This window comes from Enterobacter quasihormaechei (assembly GCF_004331385.1).
Lineage (GTDB): Bacteria > Pseudomonadota > Gammaproteobacteria > Enterobacterales > Enterobacteriaceae > Enterobacter > Enterobacter quasihormaechei.
This window is the reverse complement of record NZ_SJON01000029.1, coordinates 1-24,414: the sequence shown is the minus strand read 5'-3', so window position 1 is coordinate 24,414 and position 24,414 is coordinate 1. Positions and strand designations below refer to the sequence as shown.

General features: G+C 52.7%; 26 protein-coding genes. 19 read left to right on the top strand and 7 right to left on the bottom strand.

Features of this window, described 5'->3' with window-relative positions; translation table 11 throughout:
• The coding region (locus tag E0L16_RS21585) for a family 1 glycosylhydrolase (protein ID WP_131638235.1) at positions 1–463 on the top strand (463 nt) is incomplete at its 5' end.
• Between the two features lie 1,104 nt (positions 464–1,567).
• On the opposite strand, the gene E0L16_RS21580 is transcribed toward E0L16_RS21585, so the two are convergent.
• A protein-coding gene (locus tag E0L16_RS21580) for an IS3 family transposase (protein ID WP_094881439.1) occupies positions 1,568–2,715 on the bottom strand; the annotation gives its coding sequence in 2 pieces (ribosomal slippage) (positions 1,568–2,478 and positions 2,478–2,715; 1,149 coding nt in all).
• 189 nt (positions 2,716–2,904) lie between these two features.
• Here E0L16_RS21580 and E0L16_RS21575 point away from each other — a divergent pair.
• Entirely contained in the window at positions 2,905–4,449 is a 1,545-nt protein-coding gene (locus E0L16_RS21575; RefSeq protein ID WP_063136910.1) for an EAL domain-containing protein, read from the top strand.
• On the opposite strand, the gene E0L16_RS21570 is transcribed toward E0L16_RS21575, so the two are convergent.
• Positions 4,446–6,701 carry a KAP family P-loop NTPase fold protein gene (locus E0L16_RS21570; RefSeq protein ID WP_074133999.1) on the bottom strand — a complete coding sequence of 752 codons (2,256 nt, stop codon included), beginning with the start codon at positions 6,699–6,701 and terminating at the stop codon, positions 4,446–4,448. The two genes, E0L16_RS21575 and E0L16_RS21570, sit on opposite strands and share 4 nt — an antisense overlap.
• Positions 6,702–6,703: 2 nt before the next feature.
• Complete coding sequence (locus tag E0L16_RS21565) at positions 6,704–7,798, bottom strand: hypothetical protein (protein ID WP_053065106.1); 1,095 nt, start codon at positions 7,796–7,798, stop codon at positions 6,704–6,706.
• 553 nt (positions 7,799–8,351) lie between these two features.
• Here E0L16_RS21565 and E0L16_RS21560 point away from each other — a divergent pair.
• The 4 genes from E0L16_RS21560 to E0L16_RS21545 all read left to right on the top strand — a co-directional run bounded on the left by E0L16_RS21560 (position 8,352) and on the right by E0L16_RS21545 (position 10,358).
• Positions 8,352–8,690, top strand: a complete 339-nt coding sequence (locus E0L16_RS21560) for a hypothetical protein (protein ID WP_131638233.1) — start codon at positions 8,352–8,354, stop codon at positions 8,688–8,690.
• Positions 8,691–8,733: 43 nt separating this feature from the next.
• Positions 8,734–9,057 (top strand): hypothetical protein, encoded by a 324-nt coding sequence (locus E0L16_RS21555; protein ID WP_131638230.1) that lies wholly within the window; start codon positions 8,734–8,736, stop codon positions 9,055–9,057.
• A gap of 42 nt (positions 9,058–9,099) precedes the next feature.
• Positions 9,100–9,498, top strand: coding sequence for a hypothetical protein (locus E0L16_RS21550; protein ID WP_165498435.1), 399 nt, complete (start codon positions 9,100–9,102; stop codon positions 9,496–9,498).
• 80 nt (positions 9,499–9,578) lie between these two features.
• Positions 9,579–10,358, top strand: a complete 780-nt coding sequence (locus E0L16_RS21545; RefSeq protein WP_045890715.1) for a site-specific integrase — start codon at positions 9,579–9,581, stop codon at positions 10,356–10,358.
• A 606-nt stretch (positions 10,359–10,964) separates the two neighbouring features.
• Here the strand turns inward: E0L16_RS21545 and E0L16_RS21540 are convergent.
• On the bottom strand, positions 10,965–12,248 hold the full coding sequence (locus tag E0L16_RS21540; protein ID WP_127850004.1) for a DUF1173 family protein: 1,284 nt from the start codon (positions 12,246–12,248) through the stop codon (positions 10,965–10,967).
• Between the two features lie 206 nt (positions 12,249–12,454).
• On the opposite strand from E0L16_RS21540, the gene E0L16_RS21535 reads away from it, so the two are divergent.
• Together E0L16_RS21535 and E0L16_RS21530 are read left to right on the top strand one after the other, a co-directional pair.
• On the top strand, positions 12,455–13,081 hold the full coding sequence (locus E0L16_RS21535; RefSeq protein WP_032300957.1) for a ParA family protein: 627 nt from the start codon (positions 12,455–12,457) through the stop codon (positions 13,079–13,081).
• Between the two features lie 44 nt (positions 13,082–13,125).
• On the top strand, positions 13,126–13,353 hold the full coding sequence (locus tag E0L16_RS21530; protein WP_032663682.1) for a hypothetical protein: 228 nt from the start codon (positions 13,126–13,128) through the stop codon (positions 13,351–13,353).
• 935 nt (positions 13,354–14,288) lie between these two features.
• Here the strand turns inward: E0L16_RS21530 and E0L16_RS21520 are convergent.
• The 3 genes from E0L16_RS21520 to umuD all read right to left on the bottom strand — a co-directional run bounded on the left by E0L16_RS21520 (position 14,289) and on the right by umuD (position 17,195).
• Entirely contained in the window at positions 14,289–15,011 is a 723-nt protein-coding gene (locus tag E0L16_RS21520) for a replication initiation protein (RefSeq protein WP_131638228.1), read from the bottom strand.
• Between the two features lie 490 nt (positions 15,012–15,501).
• A complete protein-coding gene (locus E0L16_RS21515; protein ID WP_131638227.1) occupies positions 15,502–16,764 on the bottom strand; it encodes a Y-family DNA polymerase in 1,263 nt (420 codons plus the stop codon).
• On the bottom strand, positions 16,764–17,195 hold the full coding sequence (umuD, locus tag E0L16_RS21510) for a translesion error-prone DNA polymerase V autoproteolytic subunit (protein WP_045337362.1): 432 nt from the start codon (positions 17,193–17,195) through the stop codon (positions 16,764–16,766). The genes E0L16_RS21515 and umuD overlap by 1 nt, the downstream gene beginning before the upstream one ends.
• 232 nt (positions 17,196–17,427) lie before the next feature.
• Here umuD and parM point away from each other — a divergent pair, with 232 nt between their 5' ends.
• The 11 genes from parM to E0L16_RS21455 all read left to right on the top strand — a co-directional run bounded on the left by parM (position 17,428) and on the right by E0L16_RS21455 (position 24,179).
• A complete protein-coding gene (gene parM, locus E0L16_RS21505; RefSeq protein WP_080463550.1) occupies positions 17,428–18,399 on the top strand; it encodes a plasmid segregation protein ParM domain-containing protein in 972 nt (323 codons plus the stop codon).
• Positions 18,400–18,401: 2 nt separating this feature from the next.
• On the top strand, positions 18,402–19,064 hold the full coding sequence (locus tag E0L16_RS21500) for a plasmid partitioning/stability family protein (protein ID WP_032641215.1): 663 nt from the start codon (positions 18,402–18,404) through the stop codon (positions 19,062–19,064).
• A 3-nt stretch (positions 19,065–19,067) separates the two neighbouring features.
• Complete coding sequence (locus E0L16_RS21495; RefSeq protein WP_023345612.1) at positions 19,068–19,331, top strand: hypothetical protein; 264 nt, start codon at positions 19,068–19,070, stop codon at positions 19,329–19,331.
• Between the two features lie 145 nt (positions 19,332–19,476).
• Entirely contained in the window at positions 19,477–19,857 is a 381-nt protein-coding gene (locus E0L16_RS22085; RefSeq protein WP_154818224.1) for a hypothetical protein, read from the top strand.
• Positions 19,858–20,315: 458 nt separating this feature from the next.
• Positions 20,316–20,783, top strand: coding sequence for a hypothetical protein (locus tag E0L16_RS21485; protein ID WP_063442869.1), 468 nt, complete (start codon positions 20,316–20,318; stop codon positions 20,781–20,783).
• 521 nt (positions 20,784–21,304) lie between these two features.
• A complete protein-coding gene (locus tag E0L16_RS21480; protein ID WP_023327695.1) occupies positions 21,305–21,997 on the top strand; it encodes a DNA methylase in 693 nt (230 codons plus the stop codon).
• Entirely contained in the window at positions 21,994–22,215 is a 222-nt protein-coding gene (locus tag E0L16_RS21475) for a hypothetical protein (RefSeq protein ID WP_008502213.1), read from the top strand. The genes E0L16_RS21480 and E0L16_RS21475 overlap by 4 nt, the downstream gene beginning before the upstream one ends.
• A 55-nt stretch (positions 22,216–22,270) precedes the next feature.
• A complete protein-coding gene (locus tag E0L16_RS21470; RefSeq protein ID WP_063136902.1) occupies positions 22,271–22,693 on the top strand; it encodes a DUF1380 family protein in 423 nt (140 codons plus the stop codon).
• A 356-nt stretch (positions 22,694–23,049) separates the two neighbouring features.
• The gene (locus E0L16_RS21465; protein ID WP_008502215.1) at positions 23,050–23,478 is read left to right on the top strand and encodes an antirestriction protein; all 429 of its coding nucleotides are present in this window, start codon (positions 23,050–23,052) and stop codon (positions 23,476–23,478) included.
• A 42-nt stretch (positions 23,479–23,520) separates the two neighbouring features.
• Positions 23,521–23,931, top strand: coding sequence for a DUF1380 family protein (locus E0L16_RS21460; RefSeq protein ID WP_040119775.1), 411 nt, complete (start codon positions 23,521–23,523; stop codon positions 23,929–23,931).
• A 50-nt stretch (positions 23,932–23,981) separates the two neighbouring features.
• Positions 23,982–24,179 (top strand): hypothetical protein, encoded by a 198-nt coding sequence (locus E0L16_RS21455; RefSeq protein ID WP_023345621.1) that lies wholly within the window; start codon positions 23,982–23,984, stop codon positions 24,177–24,179.
• The last annotated feature ends 235 nt before the right edge of the window (positions 24,180–24,414 follow it).

Here is a 24,414-nt window from a genome sequence, read left to right as displayed (position 1 = left end):
GAAGTCACGGGGTAACGTGCTGAGCATGATACAAAACCCGCTGCTGCCGGTGTCGGAGTGGGGCTGGACAATTGACCCGACGGGAATGCGCATTCTGTTAAACATGCTGTGGGATCGTTATCAGAAGCCGCTGTTCATTGTCGAAAACGGACTGGGTGCCAGAGATATTCTTCAAGACGACTTTACGGTTGACGACAACTACCGTATCGCTTATCTGAATAACCACCTGTACCAGGTCCGGGAAGCTATCGAAGATGGCGTGGATGTGATGGGATACACATCATGGGGCCCCATCGATCTGGTCAGTAACTCCACCGCGGAATTAGGTAAGCGTTACGGCTTTATCTACGTCAATCGCGATGATACGGGACGGGGCGATCTTAAGCGCTACAGAAAAGCGAGCTTCTACTGGTATGCCGATGTTATAAAAAGTAACGGTGAAACGCTGGTGCCAAATATCTGAATATCCGGATTTTGTCATACAGAAACGATGAAGTGAATACGACTTTTATCTATCGCTGAATGACTGTCTGGCCGCCGGATGGCGGCCAGACTTCGTTAATTCACCCAGGGTTAATTTATAACTTCATTATTTTTCATTTAAAAGAGAACGCAATTCGTGAATAGTGAATAGTGAATTATTGGTAGTCATCCTGACGGATAATTTTCGGCTGTACAGAGTACTTTCCGCTTTAATGCGAGATATAACCTGCCTGCAGTTATGCTTTAATCATTGCAGTCTGCCAGATAGCATTAAAGGCGCTGATCGAATACTTGTCATTATTGATAGCCATATCATTTTCCGGGGTGACTGGTCAGCGCTAAATGAAATTCGAACAGAAAGATCAGATGCCACCTTGATTTGGCTAACAGGAAAGGTTACTGGTCGGGTGTTCCCGAAAGGAATTCTAGGGAGTAGAACTGTTTCGATAAAACAGACATTAGCCTCGCTTCATGTGAGTTAAACCAGATACTGCAGTGTCCTGAGTCGCAAGGTGAGCGCGCCGAGGGTATATACCTGACGCATACAGAGAGTCGTGTGCTGCCATATTTTGTATCTGATTTACACATTAATGAGATTGCCCTGTTAATTGAAATACCAGTCAAAACGTTATATGCACATCGCCAGAATATTCTGAACAAAACGGGATTGAGACAGCCTTCTTTTTTACGGTTTGTCTATGAACGAAATAAAGGGCTACCGGGTATCCAGGAAGGATTCATGAGTAATGGGATTAGTGAGGCGGTCAGCTAAAACTTGTCATCGCGAGAGCGAATATTAGAATATTCATTTTGAGAGCCATTACTCTGTTTTCCTTATTGGTCTGTCGCTGGTTGGTGGTCCCCGCAGCAATTTTTACTTCGTGGCCATAACTGGCATACTTTTTCTCACTGCAGCAGATAAAGACTTATCATCATTCCCATACGCCACACCACACTGGCCGAGCAAAACCAGGTTTCTGCGGCAATGATAAGCAACGCCAAGATTGTCAGCGCAATGTCAAATCTGTTCAAAAATATTTACCCAATCTGAACTCTGCGATTATATTGAATCGCCACGGATAATCTAGACACTTCCGAGCCGTTGATAATACTGGTTTTCATATTCTGTCGGTGACATCTGATTGCTCGAACCATGCCGACGCTTACTGTTATAAAACATTTCGATGTAATCAAAAATATCGCTGCGGGCTTCTTCCCGCGTTCCGTAGATCTTTTTCTTTATCCGCTCGCGTTTCAGTAACTGGAAAAAGCTTTCTGCAACCGCGTTATCGTGACAGTTACCGCGACGGCTCATACTCCCTTCCAGGCCGTGTGATTTCAGGAACGACTGCCACTCATGGCTTGTGTACTGACTGCCCTGGTCCGAGTGAACCAGCACCGGTCTTTGAGGATTACGCCGCCATACAGCCATCAGCAGTGCGTTCAGGACAATGTCCTTTGTCATCCGGGATTGCATTGACCAGCCGATAATTTTGCGTGAGAACAGATCAACAATCACGGCCAGATACAGCCAGCCTTCGTGAGTCCTGATGTAGGTTATGTCCGTTACCCAACGCTCATCCGGAGCATCCGGATTGAACTGTCGTTGGAGCCTGTCGGGTGACACGATACTGGCCTCGCCTTTGCGTGCCCGAGGGCTCCGGTACCCGACCTGAGCCTTTATCCCGGCACGATTCATCAGTCGCCAGACTCTGTTCACTCCGCACTGTTGCCCGCTATCCCGTAAGTCCAGATGGATCTTGCGATAACCATAAACGCAACCGGACTCCAGCCAAAACTGTTTGATCTGTCCCGTCAGTCTCAAATCTACCTGGTGGTGCTGAGAATACGGTTGCTTAAACCAGGCGTAAAAGCCACTGGGATGAACATCCAGCACCCTGCAGAGCAGACGAACAGGCCAGCAACGGGAGTTGTCACGAATAAAGGCGTACCTCAGTCGGACAGCTTTGCGAAGTACGCCGCGGCTTTTTTTAATATGTCCCGTTCGTCAGTAACCCGCTTCAGTTCCTTCTGGAGTCGGCGGATCTCGGCCTGAGCATCTGACTGTTCTTTATTAGTGGATGAGTCCGGACCGTACTTCTTTATCCAGGCGTAAAGGCTGTGGGTGGTGATATCGAGACGTGTTGCAACGCTGGAAACAGAATGACCGCGATCAATAACCTGCTTGACTGCTTCAATTTTAAACTCTTCGGGATAACGTTTACCGCTCATGGGCACCTCTCTTTAAGTCATCTTAAATGACTCTGAGGTGTCTGTTAAACCCGTGGCGATTCATATTCATTACAGATTACCCCAGGATGGTTTTACTTTCTTAAATAACCATGAAACAAGGGTGATTTAATGCTTAACAAGCCATTAAGTGGTGATAGGGTATTTATGAAACCACCTACAGGATGAATAATGAAATTTAGAAAATCGGTGCTGGCTGCCGGAATTCTCGTGCCCGCACTCCTGATCACACTATTGTCATCAGGTATGGCTTATCGACAGCTGGACAGGGACACTGCCGTGACGGCGGGTATTCTGATGAGCCAGGTCGACCACATCACATCCATTGCCCTGCGCGCGAATCTGGTGACTGCCAGGCTTTCCACGCGGCCCTGTGAAAGCGTCCTGCAGCAGATGACGGAGAACGGGGCCCTGACGCCCTATATCCGCAGCACCGGACTTATCCGGGATGGTATATTAATCTGTTCATCCGTGACCGGTGCCAGGCAGCAAAGTGCCGATGATATTTTCGGTGTTACCGTTTCAGCCCCTCCGGGTCGGATGAAAGTCATCGCTACAGAAGGAACCAGCAGCGTGCCAGGCCATGCTGCAGTTATCTACGCATTCGGCGTCGGCAACCGGACCACGGCGTTCAGTGTGGTGGATGCACGGTATTTCGTGGACCTGATGGACTCCCTGGATGATGAGGATCATTCGGCTCAGCAGCTCCGCTTTAATGGCGGACCCATCATTTCCGGTCAGGAGAAAACCGCCCCCCGATCCAAAGTGTTCACCGCTGAGTTCAGCTCTGATGTGAGTCAGGCGCAGCTTCGGATCCTTACCCCGCCGCTGTCGCTTCGCCATTACATCCTGCGCAACCTGATTTTCCTCGGCCCCCTGTCTTTGCTTCTGACGTTAGCCATGCTGTACATGTGGCGCCTCTGGGATACCAGAAAGATGTCTCTGGCAGAAGAAATCAGGAAAGGGATGGCAGATGGCGAATTCAGCGTGCACTACCAGCCGTTCTGTGACACCGAAACTGGCATCTGCTCCGGCGCCGAAGCCCTGATGCGCTGGCAACGTCCCGACGGCAGGAGTATTTCACCGGAGGTATTTATCCGGGCCGCTGAAGAGGAAGGTCTGATTATCAGTCTGACGCAGCATTTGTTTGGCCTGATAGAAGAGGATGTCAGAGTCTGGCAGGTGAACGCCCCTTTCCATCTGGGTGTCAATATTGCTGCCCCTCACCTGGCGGACCGGTCGTTTACTGCTGATGTTCTGAGACTGCGGGTATCTCTGGACGCCGCATTTCGCCTGGTGCTGGAAATTACCGAGCGCAGCCTGGTTGAGGACACAGAGACGGCATCAGTGAAACTCAATGAGCTACGTCAGAAAGGCTGTCAGGTGGCCGTGGATGATTTTGGTACGGGCTACTGCTCACTGAGCCTGCTTCAGAGCCTGCCGGTGGATTACCTGAAAATAGACAAAATATTCATCGACAGCCTGACGTCAGCCGATGTGGACACACCGGTACTGGACACCATTGTCGGCCTCAGCAGGCGTCTGAACCTTACCACCATTGCGGAGGGCGTGACGGCAGCACATCAGGTTGACTGGCTGATTAAAAATCAGGTGCCGTACGTGCAGGGATATTATTATGGCAGGCCCATGCCTGCCGCCGATTTTTATCGATGGTACAGTCCGCTATGCATGCATAAGGCCCCGCCAGGGCCTTAGCGATCGGATTGTGAGTACCGGAATCCTGCAATGGCTTGCTCGACCTGGGCAACCAGTTCTGCATAATAGCCTGTCTTTTTGATATGCCTGATACGTATTTTAATCAGCTCTTCCTCCCCCAGAATTTCGGTCAGGCTGGCCAGTTTCAGGGTACGGTACCCCCTCTTTACTGATTTGGTGCGATGATCCCGCAATTGTAAAAGCAACTTCAGAAAAGCCTCATCTTCCTGGATCTGAGAGGTCACCCATTCCCGTACGGCGTGCACTCCGCTAATGTCACACCATGCATGGATATACCTGTTCAGCAGGGTGAAATCCGGCAGTTTATCGGTGATGGCTGTACTGTTCAGCCTGAAACCAAGCGTGTCCCGAAACGTCTCTAATGTGTCCTGAGACATCCACTCTTCCTGTTCATCTTTCGATATGCCCCCGGCCATCCCGTGTTGCCACAGCAGGTGATGCACATATTCTGTCATCCAGTACCAGGCCCGGCCGTTCCGGGTCAGTTCTGTCAGGAAGACCAGGGTATCGTCTGCATTATCCTGTAACATCCGCCTGATGAGGCGGTCAGCCACGCTGTAGGTGTCCAGGTCATGCAACTCAAATCGCGGATCTTCCGCCTGGTAGCGCCTTAGCATTTCATCGCCGTAGTCCAGGAAGAATCGCAGCAAACCGCGGCATTCAGCGGGAGTGCGGGATGCGATATGTGGCTGGGTCAGCTGGGTCAGTATGTGCTCAAACCAGGTCCTGGAAGATAAATTTATGTTCTGGATATACCCCAGCAACAATTCGGCGAGTTCCTGCTGTTTTCCCGGATGACCTGCCACCGCGAAGATTTTGTCGAAAACCTCCGGTTGCAGGACGTTTTGCGGGGCCGAAAAGGCGAAATAGTATCGCCAGTACGTCAGGCTACCCAGCCGCCTTCCTGCGGTCAGCAAGGATTTTTCCTGTTCGTTTCCCGTCCTGAACAGCTGGATGGAAAGGTCCGTCACCCCGGTAGAGATCCCCGGAACCCACTGACTCAGCGCATCGATGGTATGCGCTGAGTCAGGAAAATATCGGGACAGGTGAGTCTGCAGGCTCCCGGTCATTACTTTCAGCTCTTCTTCACTGACATAGCCTTCGCCGGACTCCACCACTGCCCGTTCAGACAGGTATGCTTCCACCCAGTCATACAGGCCGACATTCGTGGTGCGGAGCAGTTGCAGAAAGCACAGATCCGGGAAATAAACATAGTCCCGCATGCTCGCATAGCGGAATTCCAGCGCATTAATGGCTATCCGGACCTCCCTGGGGGTTTTTAGTGCTGCACCATAAATGTCGGCGACGCTCGTCAGAGCGGCCCGCATAACTGGCTCTGCGGCTTGCCCGTTTACCGTTTCGTATAACCTGATGGCCTCTTCCCTGAATTGCCGGCGCAGCACAAAGGTTTCCGGACGCGGCAATCCGAAGGAGATCTGCACAATTTTCTGTAAATACAGGTCGCCATCAGGAATCCCCAGCCCCTGACTGATAGCCTGTGACAGGACAGCTTTGTCATAACAGAGCAGGTAGCGAAAACGGGGAAAATCGGCGACCGATTTCACCAGCCTGACCACCTCCACCGCCTGCGCCGGTTCAAGACGGTCAAGATCGTCCAGCAGGACGATGAAACTCAGATCCAGCTCCGCGATTTTCTTTGCGATTTCGGCGCGCATTTCTGCCGTGGTTTTTTCTTTTCCTTTCAGCCAGTCCGAATCCGACAGGGCTTTCAGGGCTCCGCTGGCATCGGGGACCCCGGGTATCACGGCGGCGATCTGCGCGAGCGGAGCCAGTCTTCGGGCGGTCGCTCGGGTGTAATCCATGAGCGTGCGGGTAGTGTCAGTCAGCATTTCCTTCTCTTTAAGATCTGCCCGTTCGACGTCTGTAAGCCGTTTTTTTTCTTCTTCGGCAATGATGCCTGCGACCGGCAACAGAAGTGATGCCACCAGTGACGTATCACTGCCGTCAAGCCAGGGGGAAATGCTCAGGACATACGTCCGTTCTTCTTTCTGTTCATCCAGTGCCGTGCGCAGCAGGTTCAGGAGGCTGGTTTTTCCCGTCCCCCAGGCTCCTTCGATACCAACTACGGCACTGCCCTCCCGTCCGATCCCCTGAATGGCACGGGCTAGCTCGGTGGCAATGTAGGTAAATCCGTAGCGATCTTCCTCCGGTGTGCTGACGGCCCGGTCGGGGTGTTTTCCGGACAACTGCGGTTCTGTTGAATGAGCCATGGTTACAGATCTCCGTACAGGCCACGCAGACCATTCAGCGCATCAGCCAGGATTCCTTCACTGCAGCGCGCAACCAGCTCACGAATCAGCGTTTCGAAGTCGTCTGGCGGCAGGAAGATCCGCAGCCCGTCGAGGCCAAAAAAGCCGTCCTTTGAGGCGTTACCCGGTGGTGAGAACATCACGTGCTCACCGTGGTGGCCATGCGCGAGTGCGTCCGGATGACGGGCATACAGGGTGAACAGGCCCAGCAGCTCCGAGAAATGGGCCCAGCCGAACGGGACGACAAAATCCTGGCCGGTGATCAGCAGGTGCAGGCGCGGAACTTCATACCAGCCGCCGGGCCGCGGGGCGATCTCCTGTCCGTCCACCTGAATATCAAACCGCAGTGTACCCGCTTCTATCGTCTCCCTGACTGCCGGGATCACGGGGTGAGTGGCCTCTGCCAGCTGGCGCGCATCCTCCTCGCACCAGGACTCGCCCCGCAGCGCCAGCGGGAAAAGCGCCTGCAGGCGTGGCAGGATGAAGATCTGCGCCAGGGCCTCCTCCGGGAAGGTACGCAGATCGAAGCACTGTGACGCCAGCGGGCGCAGCAGCCGTTCGGCGTAGCCCTGGTCGATGATCGGACGCTGACGCAGCGTCGCAAGAAAGTCCGTGTATTCGGCGGCCGGCGCTACTCCCTGCAGGTGAAAAATGCCCTGCAGGTACGGCAGATCGACAGGCATATTATGTTCCGTCTGCCAGGCCAGCAGTTCCCCGGTGATGTCCAGCAGCATCTGCAGGGCCGGGCGGGTCACCAGCCGGTTGCGGCCGTGGACACAGCCTTCCTGGGCCAGGCCGAGCAGCAGCCGCAGTTCGTCACGGGTGACCGGCGCCAGGCCGAAGGTCTGGCCGAGCATAATTTTGCGGTACATCTGGCGGATGGCCTCATCGCGATCGGCGAGCAGCGCCAGATAGCTGTCCTCCGGGGCGGCGGTTTTCAGCGCGCTGTCGAGAAAGCGTTCCGCCAGGGCATTCACCGAGGTGTTTTCGTGGCCGGCACGAATTTTCAGTGCCTCGATGAGTTTTTTGTGAAAGCGCAGGGTCAGCTGGCTCAGCATGGTGGATCCTGTCATGGGCTAAGTTTAGTGGGAGGTAATTTGCATGAATGAATATACTTTACGTGAGTTAATCATCAATATTTAATTCAGTCAATTTGATGACATGATGTCACTTATCATCATGTGATACCTCGCGGTTCTTCTTTTTTCACTGAGATCCGATTTCTGTGAGTTCCGGATCTTCCTGAACCCCACCGGCGCGCAGAAGCGCAGAAACACAACATGTGGCACTCCGTCAGCTGCGTTTTCTTCTATATATAGTGTTTATTCCCTGCCCCGCGACTGCCCGCTCACCACCGGAAAAGGGCGGTGTGGTTATTCCGTGTGCGTGATACACTTCCGGAAACTGCGAAATAGCGTAAAAATCGGATCTGACCGGAACGGCCCTCCGGTAATTTAACGACGTGGCTATATGGCTGCTTATTATCAGCCTGAAAATGATGACGGCAGGGGAAAATAATCAGAGTGACAGACGCAGGGTTGTGCGCAGACAGATCTGCCGCCCGTCATAATTACTCTGAGTGACTATTTCACAAGAAAATGGAAGGCATAAATGAACCCGAACAGAAAGCCACCACAAAAATTCGACAACATGTGGGATTTAATTACTGAACTGAACGCTGTGGGTCATCCTGATGATAACCTCTGGTACAAAGGGGATATTCGTGCCGGAGAGGAACAGGTCTTTTCACCCAGGTATTTTCTATCAGCGGCCTGCCGTTTAATCGGGCAACGCAACAGTGACGGTAAATGGACAACGTTGTACGGATACGACGATCCAGTTTCACTAGGAGGGCCAGCCCCTGCAGGAGCACATAACCTAGCCAAAATGAAAGATACATTAGAATTTTTCGTCCCTAAAGGTGATGGTCCCGTCCAGGCTAACGAATGACCACGAAAACTCGAAGGCGGGATTTCTCAGTAAAGGAAGGATTATGTGCGGTTTATGCAGGGCGGACGGTAATTACTTCCATACGCCGGAATGTGTGTATGACCAGCTGGTCAGTGAGTACCCTGTGATGTGGCTGCGGGATTCGACCCGTATCGGGGCCTGCTACACCCTCCGCGAATTGCTGTCGCCGGAAGGGATGGTGCTGGCGATACAGAACGCGCCTCCCGTGACGGGATGGCGGCTGCGCATGCGGTATAACGAGGCCACTGACGAAGAGATTAACCCGCAGCGCGGGGACTGTATCGCGCTGCCCTCCAGGACGGATGCCCTGCTTGCCTTCCGGTCGCTGCAGGAAGGCACCGCGTGAGCCTGGACGAACGAACCCTTAAGCCAGTTAACAGGAAACCAGATGAACCGGACCGATGATAAATCACAGACCGAAACGGACGTGATGGCCAGCGCCTTCAGCACAATGCGCAAGTACGGCATGAATATCCTCACCGCCACCCAGCATATGGATATTAATGCTTACGTGAAATCCGATCCACGAATGCCGAGAACGCGGCTGCGCCGCTACCTGGGCCAGTACGGTCTGCGCGGTGAGGCGCTGAACAGGGAGGTCAGGCGTATCGTTGCCGGACCAGAACGTCGCGACAGCAAGCTGCAGGAAGGGATTTACCATACGTGGCCCTATGGCTGGGAGCCTGGGGATTTCACGCCGATGATGCGCCGTATTTTTCGCGGAAAGCGCACCCGTCACCTGATGATGTTTGATGAAATGCCACAGCTGTTTGGCAAGTCAGGATAAGCCGGAGTGAACCGGGAAATAATGGCTGCGCAGGCAGCCGGTGAGCTCGTAGAGCAGCTGCATGACAATGGAGGCATAAAATGATGCCAGCACTGCCAGGCCATACCGGGGCTTTTTCCTCTGCTCAGTTGCCGGTGGCCATCGATTACCCGGCCGCGCTGGCACTGCGCCAGATGGCTCTCGTTCAGGACGAACTGCCGAAATATCTGCTGGCACCGGAAGTAAGTGCCCTGCTCCACTATGTACCCGATCTCCACCGCAAGATGTTGCTGGCCACTCTCTGGAATACCGGCGCGCGCATTAACGAAGCGCTGGCCCTGACACGGAGTGATTTTTCGCTGGCACCGCCCTACCCGTTCGTGCAGCTGGCCACGCTCAAACAGCGTGCGGAGAAAGCGGCCCGAACGGCCGGTCGTGCTCCGGCCGGTAGCCTGCCTCATCGTATCGTTCCGCTTTCCGATCCGCAGTATGCCCGCCAGCTGGAAATGATGGTGGCCACCCTGAAAATTCCGCTGGAGCGCCGTAATAAACGCACCGGCAGAACTGAGAAGGCACGCATCTGGGAAATCACCGACAGGACGGTCCGGACCTGGATAAGTGAAGCCGTTGATGCGGCTGCCGCCGACGGGGTGACGTTTTCGGTGCCGGTCACCCCGCACACGTTCCGGCACAGCTACGGGATGCACATGCTGTATGCCGGCATCCCGCTGAAGGTGCTGCAGAGCCTGATGGGACACAAGTCGATTAGCTCAACGGAAGTTTATACGAAGGTGTTTGCGCTCGATGTGGCTGCACGTCACCGGGTGCAGTTCCAGATGCCGGGCGATGAGGCGGTGGCCATGTTGAAGGGTAACTTTTAAGTAGTCAGTTTATATCTAATGTTACAAGCTGGCGCGCCCTTAGTTTTTTTTAAGAAACAGATAATAGGCAATTATTCCAGCACCTATATATACAAGTGCATAAAAGAGAAAGTTATTCATTTAAATCACCATATAAAATATGGCCGCATTCGCGGCCAAAGATAAAAGCCAGTAGAACTAGTTATACCTGATTTGAGAGTTAAGCACTTCTTCAATCTCATCAGATGAGATTGTGTCAATGGTGACGTCATTTTCATGCTTACAGCGCCAGCAAGTAAATTTAGCAGCGTAGGTGTAAGAGGTTAAATTGTTTTCAACTACGCCATTGTAATAACTATCAATATCCGGGTCATTATTGGCATCACACTTCTCACATAAAATTCCCATTTTATATCCTTTAACTCAAATAGTTACAGGTGATAGACTGCTACATCAGAACATCATTTCAACTATTAGGCGGAACGCGTGAACCAGGTCATGTCACCTATCACTCATATGGTATCAATCCTGCGTTTTGCCAGCCAGTAGAACAGGACGGCAACACCTTCCCAAATGAAGTAATGTTGCGGGAAGGTGCTCTCTTGAGAGGCAGTAGCACATCAATCATTATTTAATGATATCATGATACAATGATTTCATTTTCTTGGGTAAAAGCGATTCGATACTGTCTACAGATGTTCGAGTTGCATCCCATGATAACCAACCAGTTTCGCCATAATTTGCGTTGTACCATCTTTCCTTTACCATCCGATGCTCCTGATAATCAGGAGTATTCATCCCCCATATTTCCACAGGGATAGGTAAATGGTTATCTGTAGAAACATCAGTGAGGCAAAAATCAGCGAGATATTCATGAGTGGATGAATCATAACGTAGGGGTTTGTAAAACGATCGCTCCAGCTCGAATAGCTTTTGTTCAAACGCCCCTTCATTCAATGAATCTAGCGGTATGTAGCGATCACTTACCATCATCAGGGCCAGCTGTCTCACCTGGGCTGATTTTGCGCCAGGAACATCCGTAACAGCTATTACAAATACCTTCATACCTTTTATCCAGCCATTCACCGCAATTGGAAATCTGTCTAACGCAGACTTCCATCTGGCATCATCAAGTCCCAGAAAAGGCATGCCGGAAAAGTCACGTACAGGAAGTCGATTTAATCCATCCATGTAACTTTCAGAGAACTTTGCAAGCTCAGCAATAACTACAAGACGTTGTTTATTAACTTTCGCACGTTCGACAGTCATGCTGTTTCTTCTGCTATCGCTGGAGTTCGTGTAGGCCGGAGTGAGCAGAACGTCAGATAACTTTGTTTTGCCTGCTTCTATCTTTTCTGCCTGCTTAAACAAGTGATAACCCAGTTTAGTGGATGAACGCATACCGTCCATTTTAGGTACCCATGTGTTATAGCTGGTTGTCTCCCAGAGAAAATGTAGAAGACCAAGAATAGAAACAGTGTCGCGTTTATTGTTCCGTGAAGCATCACCAGAACGCAGAGAACTATCTATGGGTGTTGACGGACCGGTTACCTGCAACGGGTAATCAAGCTTAATATTGATTGTTCCATCCGGCTTCTCTTTCAATGCGTCCTGTGTATAACACCCCTGCGGCCCTTCAGGACTGAGGCTACTATAGAATCTACAGTCCTCTCTGTGTTTTATACCCGTGAGTGGGAATCGAGCTAAATGATGTTTCTCCACTCTGAGCCTCACAGAGAGTGGCAATTCTTTACCCGTACATAAGCAAGCGGCATATGAATTACAGTCTCGCGACTTTTTAAGAGCCACCTGGAACGGTGTCGTATTCGATGAATCATCCTGCCTGTCGCCACCAAAATAAGCAGGCGCAGAGTTATCTCCAAAGTAGATTTTCAATGTGTACTGTTTCATAAACTATCCTCGCGCACTTGATCATGAAATCATTACATCATGCTTTCATTGTTTGGTAATGAATTACTATCAGTCAGTTACGTAAATCATGCTATAATTATATCATTAAATCATGATTTCATCTTGTTAAGTTGTTCGATTTTGGGCAATATGAGAAGTGGGATGTATGTGTTTAATGAAATCATGATTTAATGAAGGTGGTATATATGGGAAAGGTTATATCGATCGTTGGTCAGAAAGGCGGAGGTTCAAAAAGTACCAAAGCCAGAACACTTGCTGTTGGGTTTACTGAAGCTGGATGGAAGACTCATCTGGCGGACATAGACACGAAGCAACAAACCTCTCTGAAGTGGACAGAACGACGCGAGAACAATGGTCTAAGCCAAATTGACTGCGCTCTTTACCGCCGGGTAGATACAGCTGTCAAAATGAAAGATAGCTGCCATTTGCTTATCATCGATGGTCGTCCTGCAGCAGAGACAACATCACTGGATGTGGCTGATGAATCTGATCTCGTTATCATAACCACTGGGACCACAATTGATGATCTGGAACCCTCTCTGGAACTTGCCCGCGAATTGATTAAAAAGGGCATTGAGAAAAGCAAAATCGTATTCATTGTCGCAAAGTCACCATCTCAGTCACAGGGCGAAAAAGCTCAGGAGACTATCAAGGCGTGGGGCTTCAAAGTTCTCAATACAATCATTCCATTCAAAACCAGTTACGGTGAGGCTCTGGATGCGGGGCGTGCCCTCCATGAAACTCCTTTCAAATCCTTAAACGAAACAGCAAAACAAATGATCGAAGAAATTCATGATATCATTAATTCATGATAGCATGATTTAACGATTTCATTATTTTGGATATGAGGAGTTCTATGAAAGCCCCAGGAAAATCAATAAAACTTGCGCCTCCTAAGGAGGATGAGCCAACTCTGGATGTTACCGGAAAGGGAGCTGCGCCGGATTCGTCGGTTAAACCTATCCAAATCAAAGTGCCGGTATCTAAGCATAAAGAGATGAAAGCTTACGCGGCAGAACAGGGAATATCGATGACAGATATGCTCCTTGCAGGATATGAAATGTATCGCAATAAAATGAAATGATGAAATCATGATTTCATTTCCAGGTTAACCACTCAGCCCCCGCCTTCATGAAAGGATGAAATCATGATTTCATCCTTTCATCTAAGTATATGCACTCTAATCGCCTGTCACCTCGCTTACTAAAAAAGTACAAAGCAACTTAATGATTGCATGAAATCATGACTTCATGCTTTTTTTATGGCTGCTCCAGATTTTCTTATCTAATCATATCTCTTTGCCGCACAGCTGGGACTCAAGATTAATCTTTGCAGACTCCGGCCGCAGATCATTCAGCCATAGAATCGGTGTTCTATGGGAAACAGGTCAACTTTGTAGCCCCCCGGAATATGGGAAACAGGTCAACTTTGTAGCCCCCCGGAATATGGGAAACAGGTCAACTACACAGACACCCCGGAATATGGGAAACAGGTCAACTTCACAGACATCCCGGACTATGGGAAACAGGTCAACTTTGCGGACGGCCCGTAATGTGGGAAACAGGTCAACTTCGCAGACGGCCCGGACTGTGGGAAGCAGGTCAACTTCGCAGACGGCCCGGACTGTGGGAAACACATCAACTTCGCAGGCGGCACGAACTGTGGGAAACAGGTCAACTTCGCAGATGGCCCGTATTGTGGGAAACACGTCAACTTCGCAGACGGCCCGGACTGTGGGAAACACATCAACTTCGCAGACGGCACGAACCGTGGGAAACAGGTCAACTTTATGGCCAGCAGGGAGTGTGGGAAACACGTCAACTTCGCGGACAGTCATGACTGTGGGAAACAGGTCAACTTAATAACTGGCCGGGACTGTGGGAAAGAAGTCAACTTAGAGGGCAGCCCGAACAGTGGGAAACAGGTCAAGTTCGGCATGTAATGTGGGAAATACAGCAAGTTTAGTATCCCCCCAAAAGTAAGAAACAGTCCAAGGGGGGATATAGGATAAATTTCAGATTATTGTTTTTTTTCAAGAAAATTAAACAGTAAGCGACCATCTTCTTCGGTTGTATAACTTACCTTTAAGGGCGTCTTCTCATTAATTTTCTTCAGCGCAGGTTCCAGGAAGGTACGTTTCATTTCCGCAATATTGTTCTTCTGCGAGGTTGGAAGCATAAACCTTTCACATAACCAGTCATGTGTGGTGATCCAGACACCAGTGCTCCGGAACTGACACAGGCTTTCATAAAGCCGGATGACACGAACACTATTGAGCTGGCCGCAGTCATAGAGAGAATAGGTTGTGAACTGGGAGGTTAAGCCAACAAGGAATGGCATGACCTTGTAGTTAAACTCAATCTGCCAGGACCCTCGGCCTCTCTTCATTCCTGCTTCAGCAAGCCAAGGACGTTTAACTTCTTCAAACTCACCTTCTTTTGGATAGAAGGTAACCGTTGATTCGCCCAAAGCATTTACCCCAGCCTTTACATCACGACTGGCGACAGACGTAGCGACATTGAAGTATTTGACGTAATCGGAAACGCTAATTTTGAAGAGAGGTAATACGTCAGAATCATCATCCTGACTGTCGTTGAAATAGGCCTGCATAAGGCATAACCACAGCACACGTTTTGCCTGGAGAGGCAAGTAATATGCGGCTTCGGTCAATTCGTTAGATTGCTTTATACTGGCGCGTTTTTTAAACGTTTTAGTAGCTGGCAAGAGTGCTTGAGTATCCATTCCAAGGCCTATGGGTAAATTATTATTCACCCATAATGACAGTGAAAACAGAAATTGCAAGCTATCACGTTACTTATCCACCGGGAAAATATGCAATTTATCCACAAGTGGATAAATGAGATCTAAACTTGACCTGTTTCCCATAGCTTGTTGATGCGTATCCCATAGCTTGTTGCTATGGAACCCACAGATACGTGATTAATTACCCATAATATGTTAACCAGTTGCCCATAATGAACTCCTCTCAGGGCGCGCTGCATGCGGCTTTCAGGCTCCCTAAAAGGAGTAAAATAAAGAAAAAAGAATTAAAAAAGACTTTATAAAAATATACCCGTGGATAAGTGGATAAAGCTGAGTGGGGTATCCATTTAACACCGAGCGTAAGCAGAATTTATCCGTGCAGTTCCCTGGTGCTTCCTCGCTCACTCGCGGGCTTCGCCCTGTCGTTCGGCTGCGGCGAGCACTACTGGCTCTCTCTGAAAAGCGAAATTTAACCGATCCTCGCTATGGGGATATCTTTCCAGCGTGTGGTGTACGCGGGGGAGAGCATATCGCGTTTCATCTGCCATGCAGGCGCAATCCCTCGTCCTGCAAACCAGACCTGTCCCAGCCCGGAATGATTAATGCCATCGAGAACCTTCATCAGCTCAGCGCTGTGAGGACGTTCGTCGAACAGCTGCAGCTGCGAAACTCCGGAGCCGGTGAAGTCATTCAGCATCACACCGGCTTTAGCATACCGGTGCCCATCCTTCCAGATACGCTCCAGAGCCGTTGTGGCGGCCGCAATGATGTCCCGGGTGTCCTGAGTGGGGGTAAGCAGTTTCTCCGTGGCCACGTTGCCGTAGTAAGGCTCTTTAACGGCGAACGGAGACGTTTTGATGAATACGGAAATATGCCGGCAGTACTGGCGCTCTTTACGCAGCTTTTCTGAGGCCCGTTCTGCGTACTGACAGACAGCCTGGCGCAGCGAATCGTATTCAGTGATCTTCTCGCCAAAACTGCGGCTGCAGACAATCTGTTGTTTAGTAGGCGGTGCTTCTTCAAGCGACATGCAGCTTTCCCCGTTCAGTTCGCGCACTGTTCGCTCGAGAACGACGGAGAAATTTTTCCGGATGAAGGCCGGGTTCGTCAGGGCCAGATCGAGCGCGGTCCTGATGCCAAGAACATTGAGCTTGCGTGCAATACGGTTTCCCACGCCCCAGATCTCTTCGACCGGCTGCAGTGAAAGCAGTTTCCGCGTTCGCTGAGGATTCCCCCGGGTCAGGGCGAGCACGCCACGAAACTGTTTCCACTCCTTTGAGGCCCACTGGGCTGATTTTGCCAGGGTTTTCGTCGGCCCGGCACCCACGCCGATGGTCAGACGGGTACAGTCATACACGTGCTGGCGCAGCTGCCGGCCGAAGTCCTCCAGGTCCATGCAGTGCTCAACGCCGGTCAGGTCGAGGAACATCTCGTCAATCGAATACTGTTCCACCCTGGGGGCCAGCTCCTCCAGGCAGCTCATCACGCGCGCTGACATCGAGGCATAAAGTTCATAGTTGCTTGAGAACGCGTATATTTTTTCCGGGTACTTTTCGTTTTTCATCTGAAACCACGGCGTGCCCATTTTGATCCAGGGCTTTGCCTCGGCACTTCTTGCGATGACGCAGCCATCGTTATTACTGAGCACCACAACCGGCTTTCCTTTCAAATCAGGGCGGAAAACACGTTCGCAGCTGGCATAAAAGCTGTTCACATCGGCCAGGGCAAACATCAGTACATCTCCCTCGGGCGGTGGATGATGTGCGTGACGACGCCAAAGATATCCAGATCGTCCGGGTCGGGATAAATCGGCGACCAGGCGGCGTTCATTGGCTGCAGCGTCAGTCGTGGCGTCAGCAGAAGCCGTTTAACCGTAAACTCCCCCTGCACGCTGGCCACAACAATATCGCCGTGCCGGGGCTTCTCTGCACTGTCCACAACCAGCAGATCGCCATTGTAAAGGCTGCCGTCGGACATGCTGTCACCGCTGGCACGGAGATAGTAAGTCGCGCTCGGGTGCCGTATGCAGTAATCATGGAGATCCAGGTCGGACTCGACATAGTCAGCGGCAGGGCTGGGAAAACCGCAGCTGGCCAGGTCTGCAAACAACGGATGGGCCTGTGGCGGGAGTGCTTTCCCGGTGCTGAAAAGCTGCAGTTTCATCTTTCCTCCTGACGTCTAAATGTACTGGTTATGCATACAGTATATTTAACAGCGCGAGGATAATCCAGATCACCTGCTTCATGAACAGGGTGAGTAATCTAAGTTACTCAAAATGCTATTTATTCTCATTATGAGATATTTAAATTACTCACAATGAGAAAATAAGGCTTTTGTTTTGCCATTTTGCTCTTATAATATGTATCAAATTGAGTTTAATTAACGGAGCATAATGATGAATATTTACTGCGATGATGGTTCAACTAATGTTAAGCTGGCATGGTTTGAAGGAAACGAGCTGCAGACCCGGGTTTCAGCTAACTCCTTCCGGCATGGCTGGAAAGTGGCGGAATTCAGTGCCGCAACGTTCAACTATCAGGTGGGCACGCTGAAATACACCTGGGACAGCGTCAGCCGGGATGCCATCCCGACGACAAACGTGGAATACCAGTACGGTGATCTCAACCTGCTGGCCGTGCATCATGCCCTGCTGAACAGCGGACTTGAGCCGCAGCCGGTGAGCCTGACCGTGACGCTGCCCCTGAGCGAGTATTATGACGGGGACTGCCAGCGGAACGAGGAGAACATCCGACGCAAACGGGAAAACCTGATGCGTGAGCTGGTTCTGAATAAGGGCAGGGCATTTACCGTAACGGACGTGAAGGTGATGCCGGAATCACTGCCGGCGGCGTTCTCCCGTCTCGCCGAGCTGAAGCCCGGACCCGCTGAGACCACACTGATTATCGATCTCGGCGGAACCACGCTCGATGCCGGCGTGATTGTCGGACAGTTTGATGATATCAGTGCGGTACACGGCAATCCGTCTGTCGGCGTGTCACAGGTCACCCGCGCAGCTGCAGGCGCGCTGCGGGCTGCAGACAGCGAAACCAGCGCGCTTATTGCTGACACGGTCATCCGCAACCGCAATGATCGTCAGTATCTGCAGCGAGTGATCAACGATGCCGGAAAAATTGACAATGTTCTGAACAAAATTACAGAGGCAATCACTTCCCTGGGCGCGCGCGTCACCAGTGAGCTGACGGCCTTCAGGAACGTTAACCGGGTATTCCTGGTCGGGGGAGGGGCATCCCTCATTGAAGAGGCTATCCGTCAGGCCTGGCCTCTGGCTCCTGACCGTATCGAGGTTATCGGCGATCCGCAGCTGGCGCTGGCCAGAGAGATTGCCCTTTACAATAAAGAGGACTAAACGTGCCGGACGGCCAGTATTCTTTCTATCTGCACAGCGACGATCGCACCGACATCGCGGCGATGGCGACCATCAGCACCATCTCACAGCCCCTGCGTGGTGACTTCATCCGGACCGCCGCCACCGCCGGGGCGGTGATGTACCAGACGGATGCACGTTTACCGGCGCTGATCCCGGTGTTCTTTGACGGGCATCTGAGCGCTATCCGGCTTTGTGCCGTGATGGCGCTGGTATCCGGCACCTGGTCTTCACTCTCAGGACTTCCTGATGAGCCTGATGGTGGCGTGGCGGCTCTGGCCATGTCACCGGAGACGGAATACCAGCGCCGGCGTTACACCCTGACGCTTCAGGATGACCGGAGCAGTGAACGGGTTGAGCGTGTGCTGACGGGCGTGTCATCCCGCCTGCGCGGAGAGCTGCTGAGAAACCTGATTATCACCGGTCTGGCCCTGCATACGACCGCACCGGAGCTGCCGCGTCTGCTGGCCAGTATGCCGGTACCGCCCGGCACGGTCAGCGAGCTGCAGGTTCTGGTTCAGCAGATGGCTGGTACGGCTGACGTGAGTATGGCTGCAGTGCCGGAGAAACCAGCGGAGCCTGCCGCACCGGTATCCGCTGAAGCGACCAGGATAAAGAAAAATATGCGCCGGGCATTCGGAGACTAGAACATGTCAGTGATTAAACAAAAAGCAGAGCAGTGCATTCATAACTTTCTGCGCGCCCGGAACGTGCCTGAATCTCAGTGGCCGGAACGGGTAAAAAAGATCGGCAGGGGAATGATACTGGCAGGTGTTGCCGTCGTGGTTCCCGGTGTTCTGGTTGATAATATCTCCCTGCCGGTGACAATTGCGATGCAGGTCTGCTACGCCTCGCTGATCGGCCTCGGTGTTCTCCTGGCGTTTGACGATAAAAAGCCGAAGAACCGATCCTGAGCAGGAACATCATTCAGAATGGTAACCAGACAGCCCGGGAGGGACTGATGCAAAGGGTTGAGAGAGCGGGGCTGACGCTGGCGGAGGCCAGCGAGCTGTTGAACTGTCAGGACATAAGGGAGATGAACAACAATGAGGAGGACAAATGAAGTGTAATACTGCAATTTTGTTTGTGGCGCTCACACTGGCAATACCTGGTGCGGTGAATGCGGCAGCCACAGTGGCGGTTCTTGACCAGATGGCCAAGCAAAAGCAAAAGGAACGTGAAGACCAGCTCGAAGCCGTGGAACGTGATGCTTTGGCACAGCCAGATGCATGGAAAGCGTATCTACAGGTGTCTGACGCAGTGCCTGCTGATGCTCCCATCATGCTGCAAAACCGCTACCGCAGCCTCGCCATTTCACTGGCACTGAAGGCTGCAATGGCCTGTTCCCCAGACGCCCTCAAGCTCCTCGGGCGTAACGACGTGATAGAGTTTCGCGTACTCCGATCATCGTTAGTCTCAGCCTGCAAAACAGCTAAATAAGTTTCGTGCCAGCTGCCCACTTCCAGATTCCAATCTTCGGCTGGCATTCTCTCAATCCTGTAACCCTCTGTCCTGCATTGTCCTGAAGAGGACAATGCAGGACAAAAAAAAACGGCAGGGTGACATCTCATCCCTGCCGTCAAAACTAATCGCTTAATTTTTCGGCGATTATAATGTATTGTTTTGTGATGTAAATCACATTTTAATTTAATGTGAAATTTTCCCTCCGCTTTATATCTCCCGTAAGAAATTACCCGCCGTGCCTTCACGCTAACCCGGCCGCTGCGGTCGCAAGGGTTCACGTTGTCTCCGTCCTCACCCGTTCGCGCCCTGCACGGTGCATTCAGCCCGTGAAGGGCTTGCGCTGCGGCTTCGGCGTCGCCCTGGCGTCCTCCGCTTTACGCCGTGTTTTTGTGGCGGCACGGCGCAAGAGGGTGCCGGATGCTGAGGACACAACCATGTTCAGACTGACCTGTATTGAACTCGATAACGGCGAGTTTGCCGTCTATATCAATCACCATTACCTGGGGAGTGAAGATGCCAGCGGAGAGCGACTTTCTCTGGGGGAGGTTCTGGAGCAGCTCTCCCAGCTGCCGGGCGTGGAATTACAGACCCTGCTGGAACCCGTACCGGAGTGCGATGACTGGTGCTGGAACGACATCGCCGATCGCGTCCTGCCGTCGCGTCCTGCATGTCGTGATGATGTGACGGTGGCAGGGCTCATCGCCAGGCTGAAGCAGTACCCACCGGATGCACTGTGTATGGGGACGTTCTGGCTGGAAGATGATTTTCTGTCGCTTGATGACAGTCTGTCGGAGGAAGAAATTGCAGAAGCCATGCGTATCTGCGACCACAGCCACGATGCAGGCATCGGTTTTAACTGGGACACGCTGCAGTTCGCTATCGACCACGTGAAGGGGCGCTGAAAAAAAGGACACCATCCGGGGAGGGGGTGTCCTGAAGCCATGCAATTCGTTACAGGTGAAAACCCTTAAGATGTTTTCGGCGCTGATAATCACATAATCACTTCGCACTTTCACCTGCCATATATCCGACTCAAAAAAAAGACGTCTCCGGTCGGGGACGTCCTGAAATCAAAGGCACACATGTCAGATAACGGCGCGAATCCATTATCAGTGTGCATTCTGCCATACACTCACGGACTCATCAGCTACCAGAACCGGTACCGAAGGATGTCGGTTCCCTCCGCCTTATTGCCGCCAGCCGGCGGCGTGTTCAACGCCGTGCCTTCACGCTAACCCGGCCGCTGCGGTCGCAAGGGTTCACTTGTCTCCGTCCTCACCCGTTCGCACCTTTCACGGTGCATTCAGCCCGTGAAAGGCTTGCGCTGCGGCTTGCGGCGTCGCCCCTGCGCCCTCCGCTTTTCGCCGGGTTTTTGTGGCGGCACGGCGCAAGAGGGTGCCGCATATCAGAGAGGAGTGTGTCTATGTCCCGTTTTATTCTGGGTGACTGCGTGCAGGTGATGTCCCGTTTTCCGGCGCGTGCCGTCGATTTTATTCTTACCGATCCACCGTATCTGGTTGGCTATAAGGACCGTACCGGTCGTACCCTGGCCGGGGACAACTCAGCAGAATGGCTCCAGCCCGCCTGTCATGAAATGTACCGCGTGCTGAAAAATGACAGCCTGATGGTGAGTTTCTATGCCTGGAACCGCGCGGATCTGTTTCTGAATGCGTGGAAAACGGCCGGTTTCCGGGTGGTTGGCCATATCGTCTTTGCCAAGAGCTACGCCTCAAAATCGACGTTCGTGGGTTACACCCATGAGAGTGCCTACCTGCTGGCAAAGGGAAGGCCGCAAACCCCGGACCGTCCCATCCCGGACGTGATCCCCTGGAAATACACGGGCAACCGACATCACCCGACGGAGAAGCCGGTGCAGAGCCTGCGGCCGCTGATTGAATCGCTCACGCGTCCGGGGGCTATTGTCCTTGACCCGTTCGCCGGCAGCGGCTCCACCTGCGTGGCCGCCGCCGAAGCCAGCCGCCGCTATATCGGGATCGAGATGCTTGAGCAGTACCACGCCGCCGGCGTTCGACGTCTGGCACAGGTTGAACGGGCAAGAAGGATGCCGGCGGCCAATGACGGCGCGTTTTACCCCGACTATCCGGAGGCGGCATGAACTACCCGGGCCTTGAAAACCTGCGCGCGGACGTGGCCGCGCTCAGCAATGCCATGTGTGACGTGCGGATGCTGCTGAACCGCCTCGAATCGCAGCACCGGCACGACGCGGCAACGCTTACCGAACGTATGGCTGCGCAGACTCTGCGCCGGATCAACACCCTGCTTCTTGAAGCCTACCGCGAAGCCCTGGTGCTGGACGAAACCTTTCAGGACTGACTGACCCTGCCGGGCTGATGCCCGGTCTGTAACCCCTTACAAGAGAGAACAAACGATGTACGGAACCCGCGAAGAACTTTGTGTACAGCTTGAAAACATGTTCACGTTTGACGAACCCCTGGTCCTGCTGGTCTGGACGGAAGAGGGGATTAGCGTGGCCTGCCGTGAAGCCCAGCCAGAACCGGACGGGGCTGAAATCCGGAATCTGATGAAGGCGATCGGCGAAATGAAAATGACGCAATACCGCCAGGAGGGGGTAAATAATCTGACTGTCAGCGATCTCCTGGCCCGTCAGCGGGAAGCGGCAAACCGTCAGGTGAGTGTTCCGGCGGTACTCCTGTCCCGCGTCCTGCGTAACTATGAATGTGAGCTGGAAAACCGGATCGGTATGGCCTGGGAAGCCGGGCGGCAGGAGCCTGAATCCGTCAGGAATGAGCTGAAGGACGTTCACGCCTTACAGGAGACGCTGGCCGCGTAAGGGAAAGAGCCGGGGTAACGCCCCGGCAACCGGTGGACATCCACAGCGAAAAGGATGTCAGTGCCTTCCGCTTCTATCCGCCGCTGCCCTCCGGGCCACGTCGGGACAATGAAACTCCCCTGAAGCTCCGTGCGGTGACGGCATGCGCCGTGACTTCACTGTAGCCCGGCCGCATCGGCCACAAGGGTTCGCTCACGCCTCCGTCCTCACCCGTTCGCACCCTTCACGGTGCATTCAGCCCGTGAAGGCTTTGCGCTGCGGCTTGCGGCGTCGCCCCTGTGTCCTCCGCTTTTCGCCGGTCTGTCGTGTCGTCACGGCGATGCCGGAACCGAGAATATGTTAACCGTGGAGGATCTATGAACCAGACCGTGACCTGTGATGCTGTTCGTCTTGAGGGTGCGCAGCGCCTGACTTTCCTGCCTGATTTGTTTGGCGGCGATTTTATGACGTCCGAGGCATCCGTGTACGCCTATGCCCAGCGTTACTGCCCTGAGTATCAGGGGGGATTCTGGCAGTTTTACCGGCTGCCGGAAGGTGGCGGATATATGGCGCCTGACGTGGAGAGCCTGACCCTGTGCAATCCGGACAACTGGTTTGAGCAGACTGTCAGCGGGGAAGTGGCGGGGATCATTCTCACGGCGCTGGTACTGAATCACCGGAGCTGGCACCACAGCAACCATGACCATGAAGAGCTGTGCCGCCACTTCTGCCGTCGCTATGAGCAGCTTATGGCATTTGCTGACACCCATCCGGAAAGCGCCACCATCTGGCGTGCCCTTGACTGACTGACCACGGGCGGCGATGCCGCCCGATAAAAGGAGAAAAACATGATTGGTACAGCAAGAGAAATTGCCCTTGAAATGTTCAGACATTCCGACCTCGATGGCGAGAAATACGTTTTCGCCTGCTGGAATCGAAATGACATTCGTTGCGTCTGCCTTGACTGGGATTTAACCGATGAGGAACTGGATGAAGTCCTGCGTCGGCTAAGTTCATGCCTTGAAAGTGGCGCGGATATCGGCCAGATACGGGCGATTGTCGAAACCATGCTCGATGAGCGACGCGAGAAGCGAACCGTGACTATTCCCGCGAAATCGCTGGCCTTAGTCATGCAGCTTGCAGGACGGGAGATGCAACGTATCGCAGTATGCGCGGAGGATGGCGGCGGATCGGCAGAAGAAACCCTGAAAGAAGAAAACGACGTCATGATGCGCCTGCGCGCTGCGCTCGAGGCCTGACAGAAAAGCCGGAGGCATTGCCTCCGGAAACAGAACAAAAGGAGAACACCATGCAACTGTCACCGGAAACCCGCAGCATCCTGCGCCAGTATAAAACGCTCATCAACGAGCGACGTCGCGAATCAGGACTCAGCCCCGTAACCACAGCGAAAGTGCTGGATGAGATCTGCGAATCGGCTACCCGCCAGTGCGCCGTCTATCTTTGCGGCCACTTCATTCTCCAGGGCGGTCAGGGGGATGGAAAGTAAATAATCCGGGCGGGGCATAGGCGCCGCCTGTTCGCGCGCGAAAACCCTGTCATCCCTTCGGGCTGACGGGGCGGCAAGGCCAGCGCCTGCGGCGCTGCCCCCTCCCGCCCGGATGTAAGCCCGGAGAGATGCAGATGAAAGGCATTGTGAGGGCAAATTGTCACGGATACGGTCCTGCGTGGCGTGGCGTGGCGTGGCGTGGCGTGGCGTGGCGTGGCGTGGCGTGGCGTGGCGT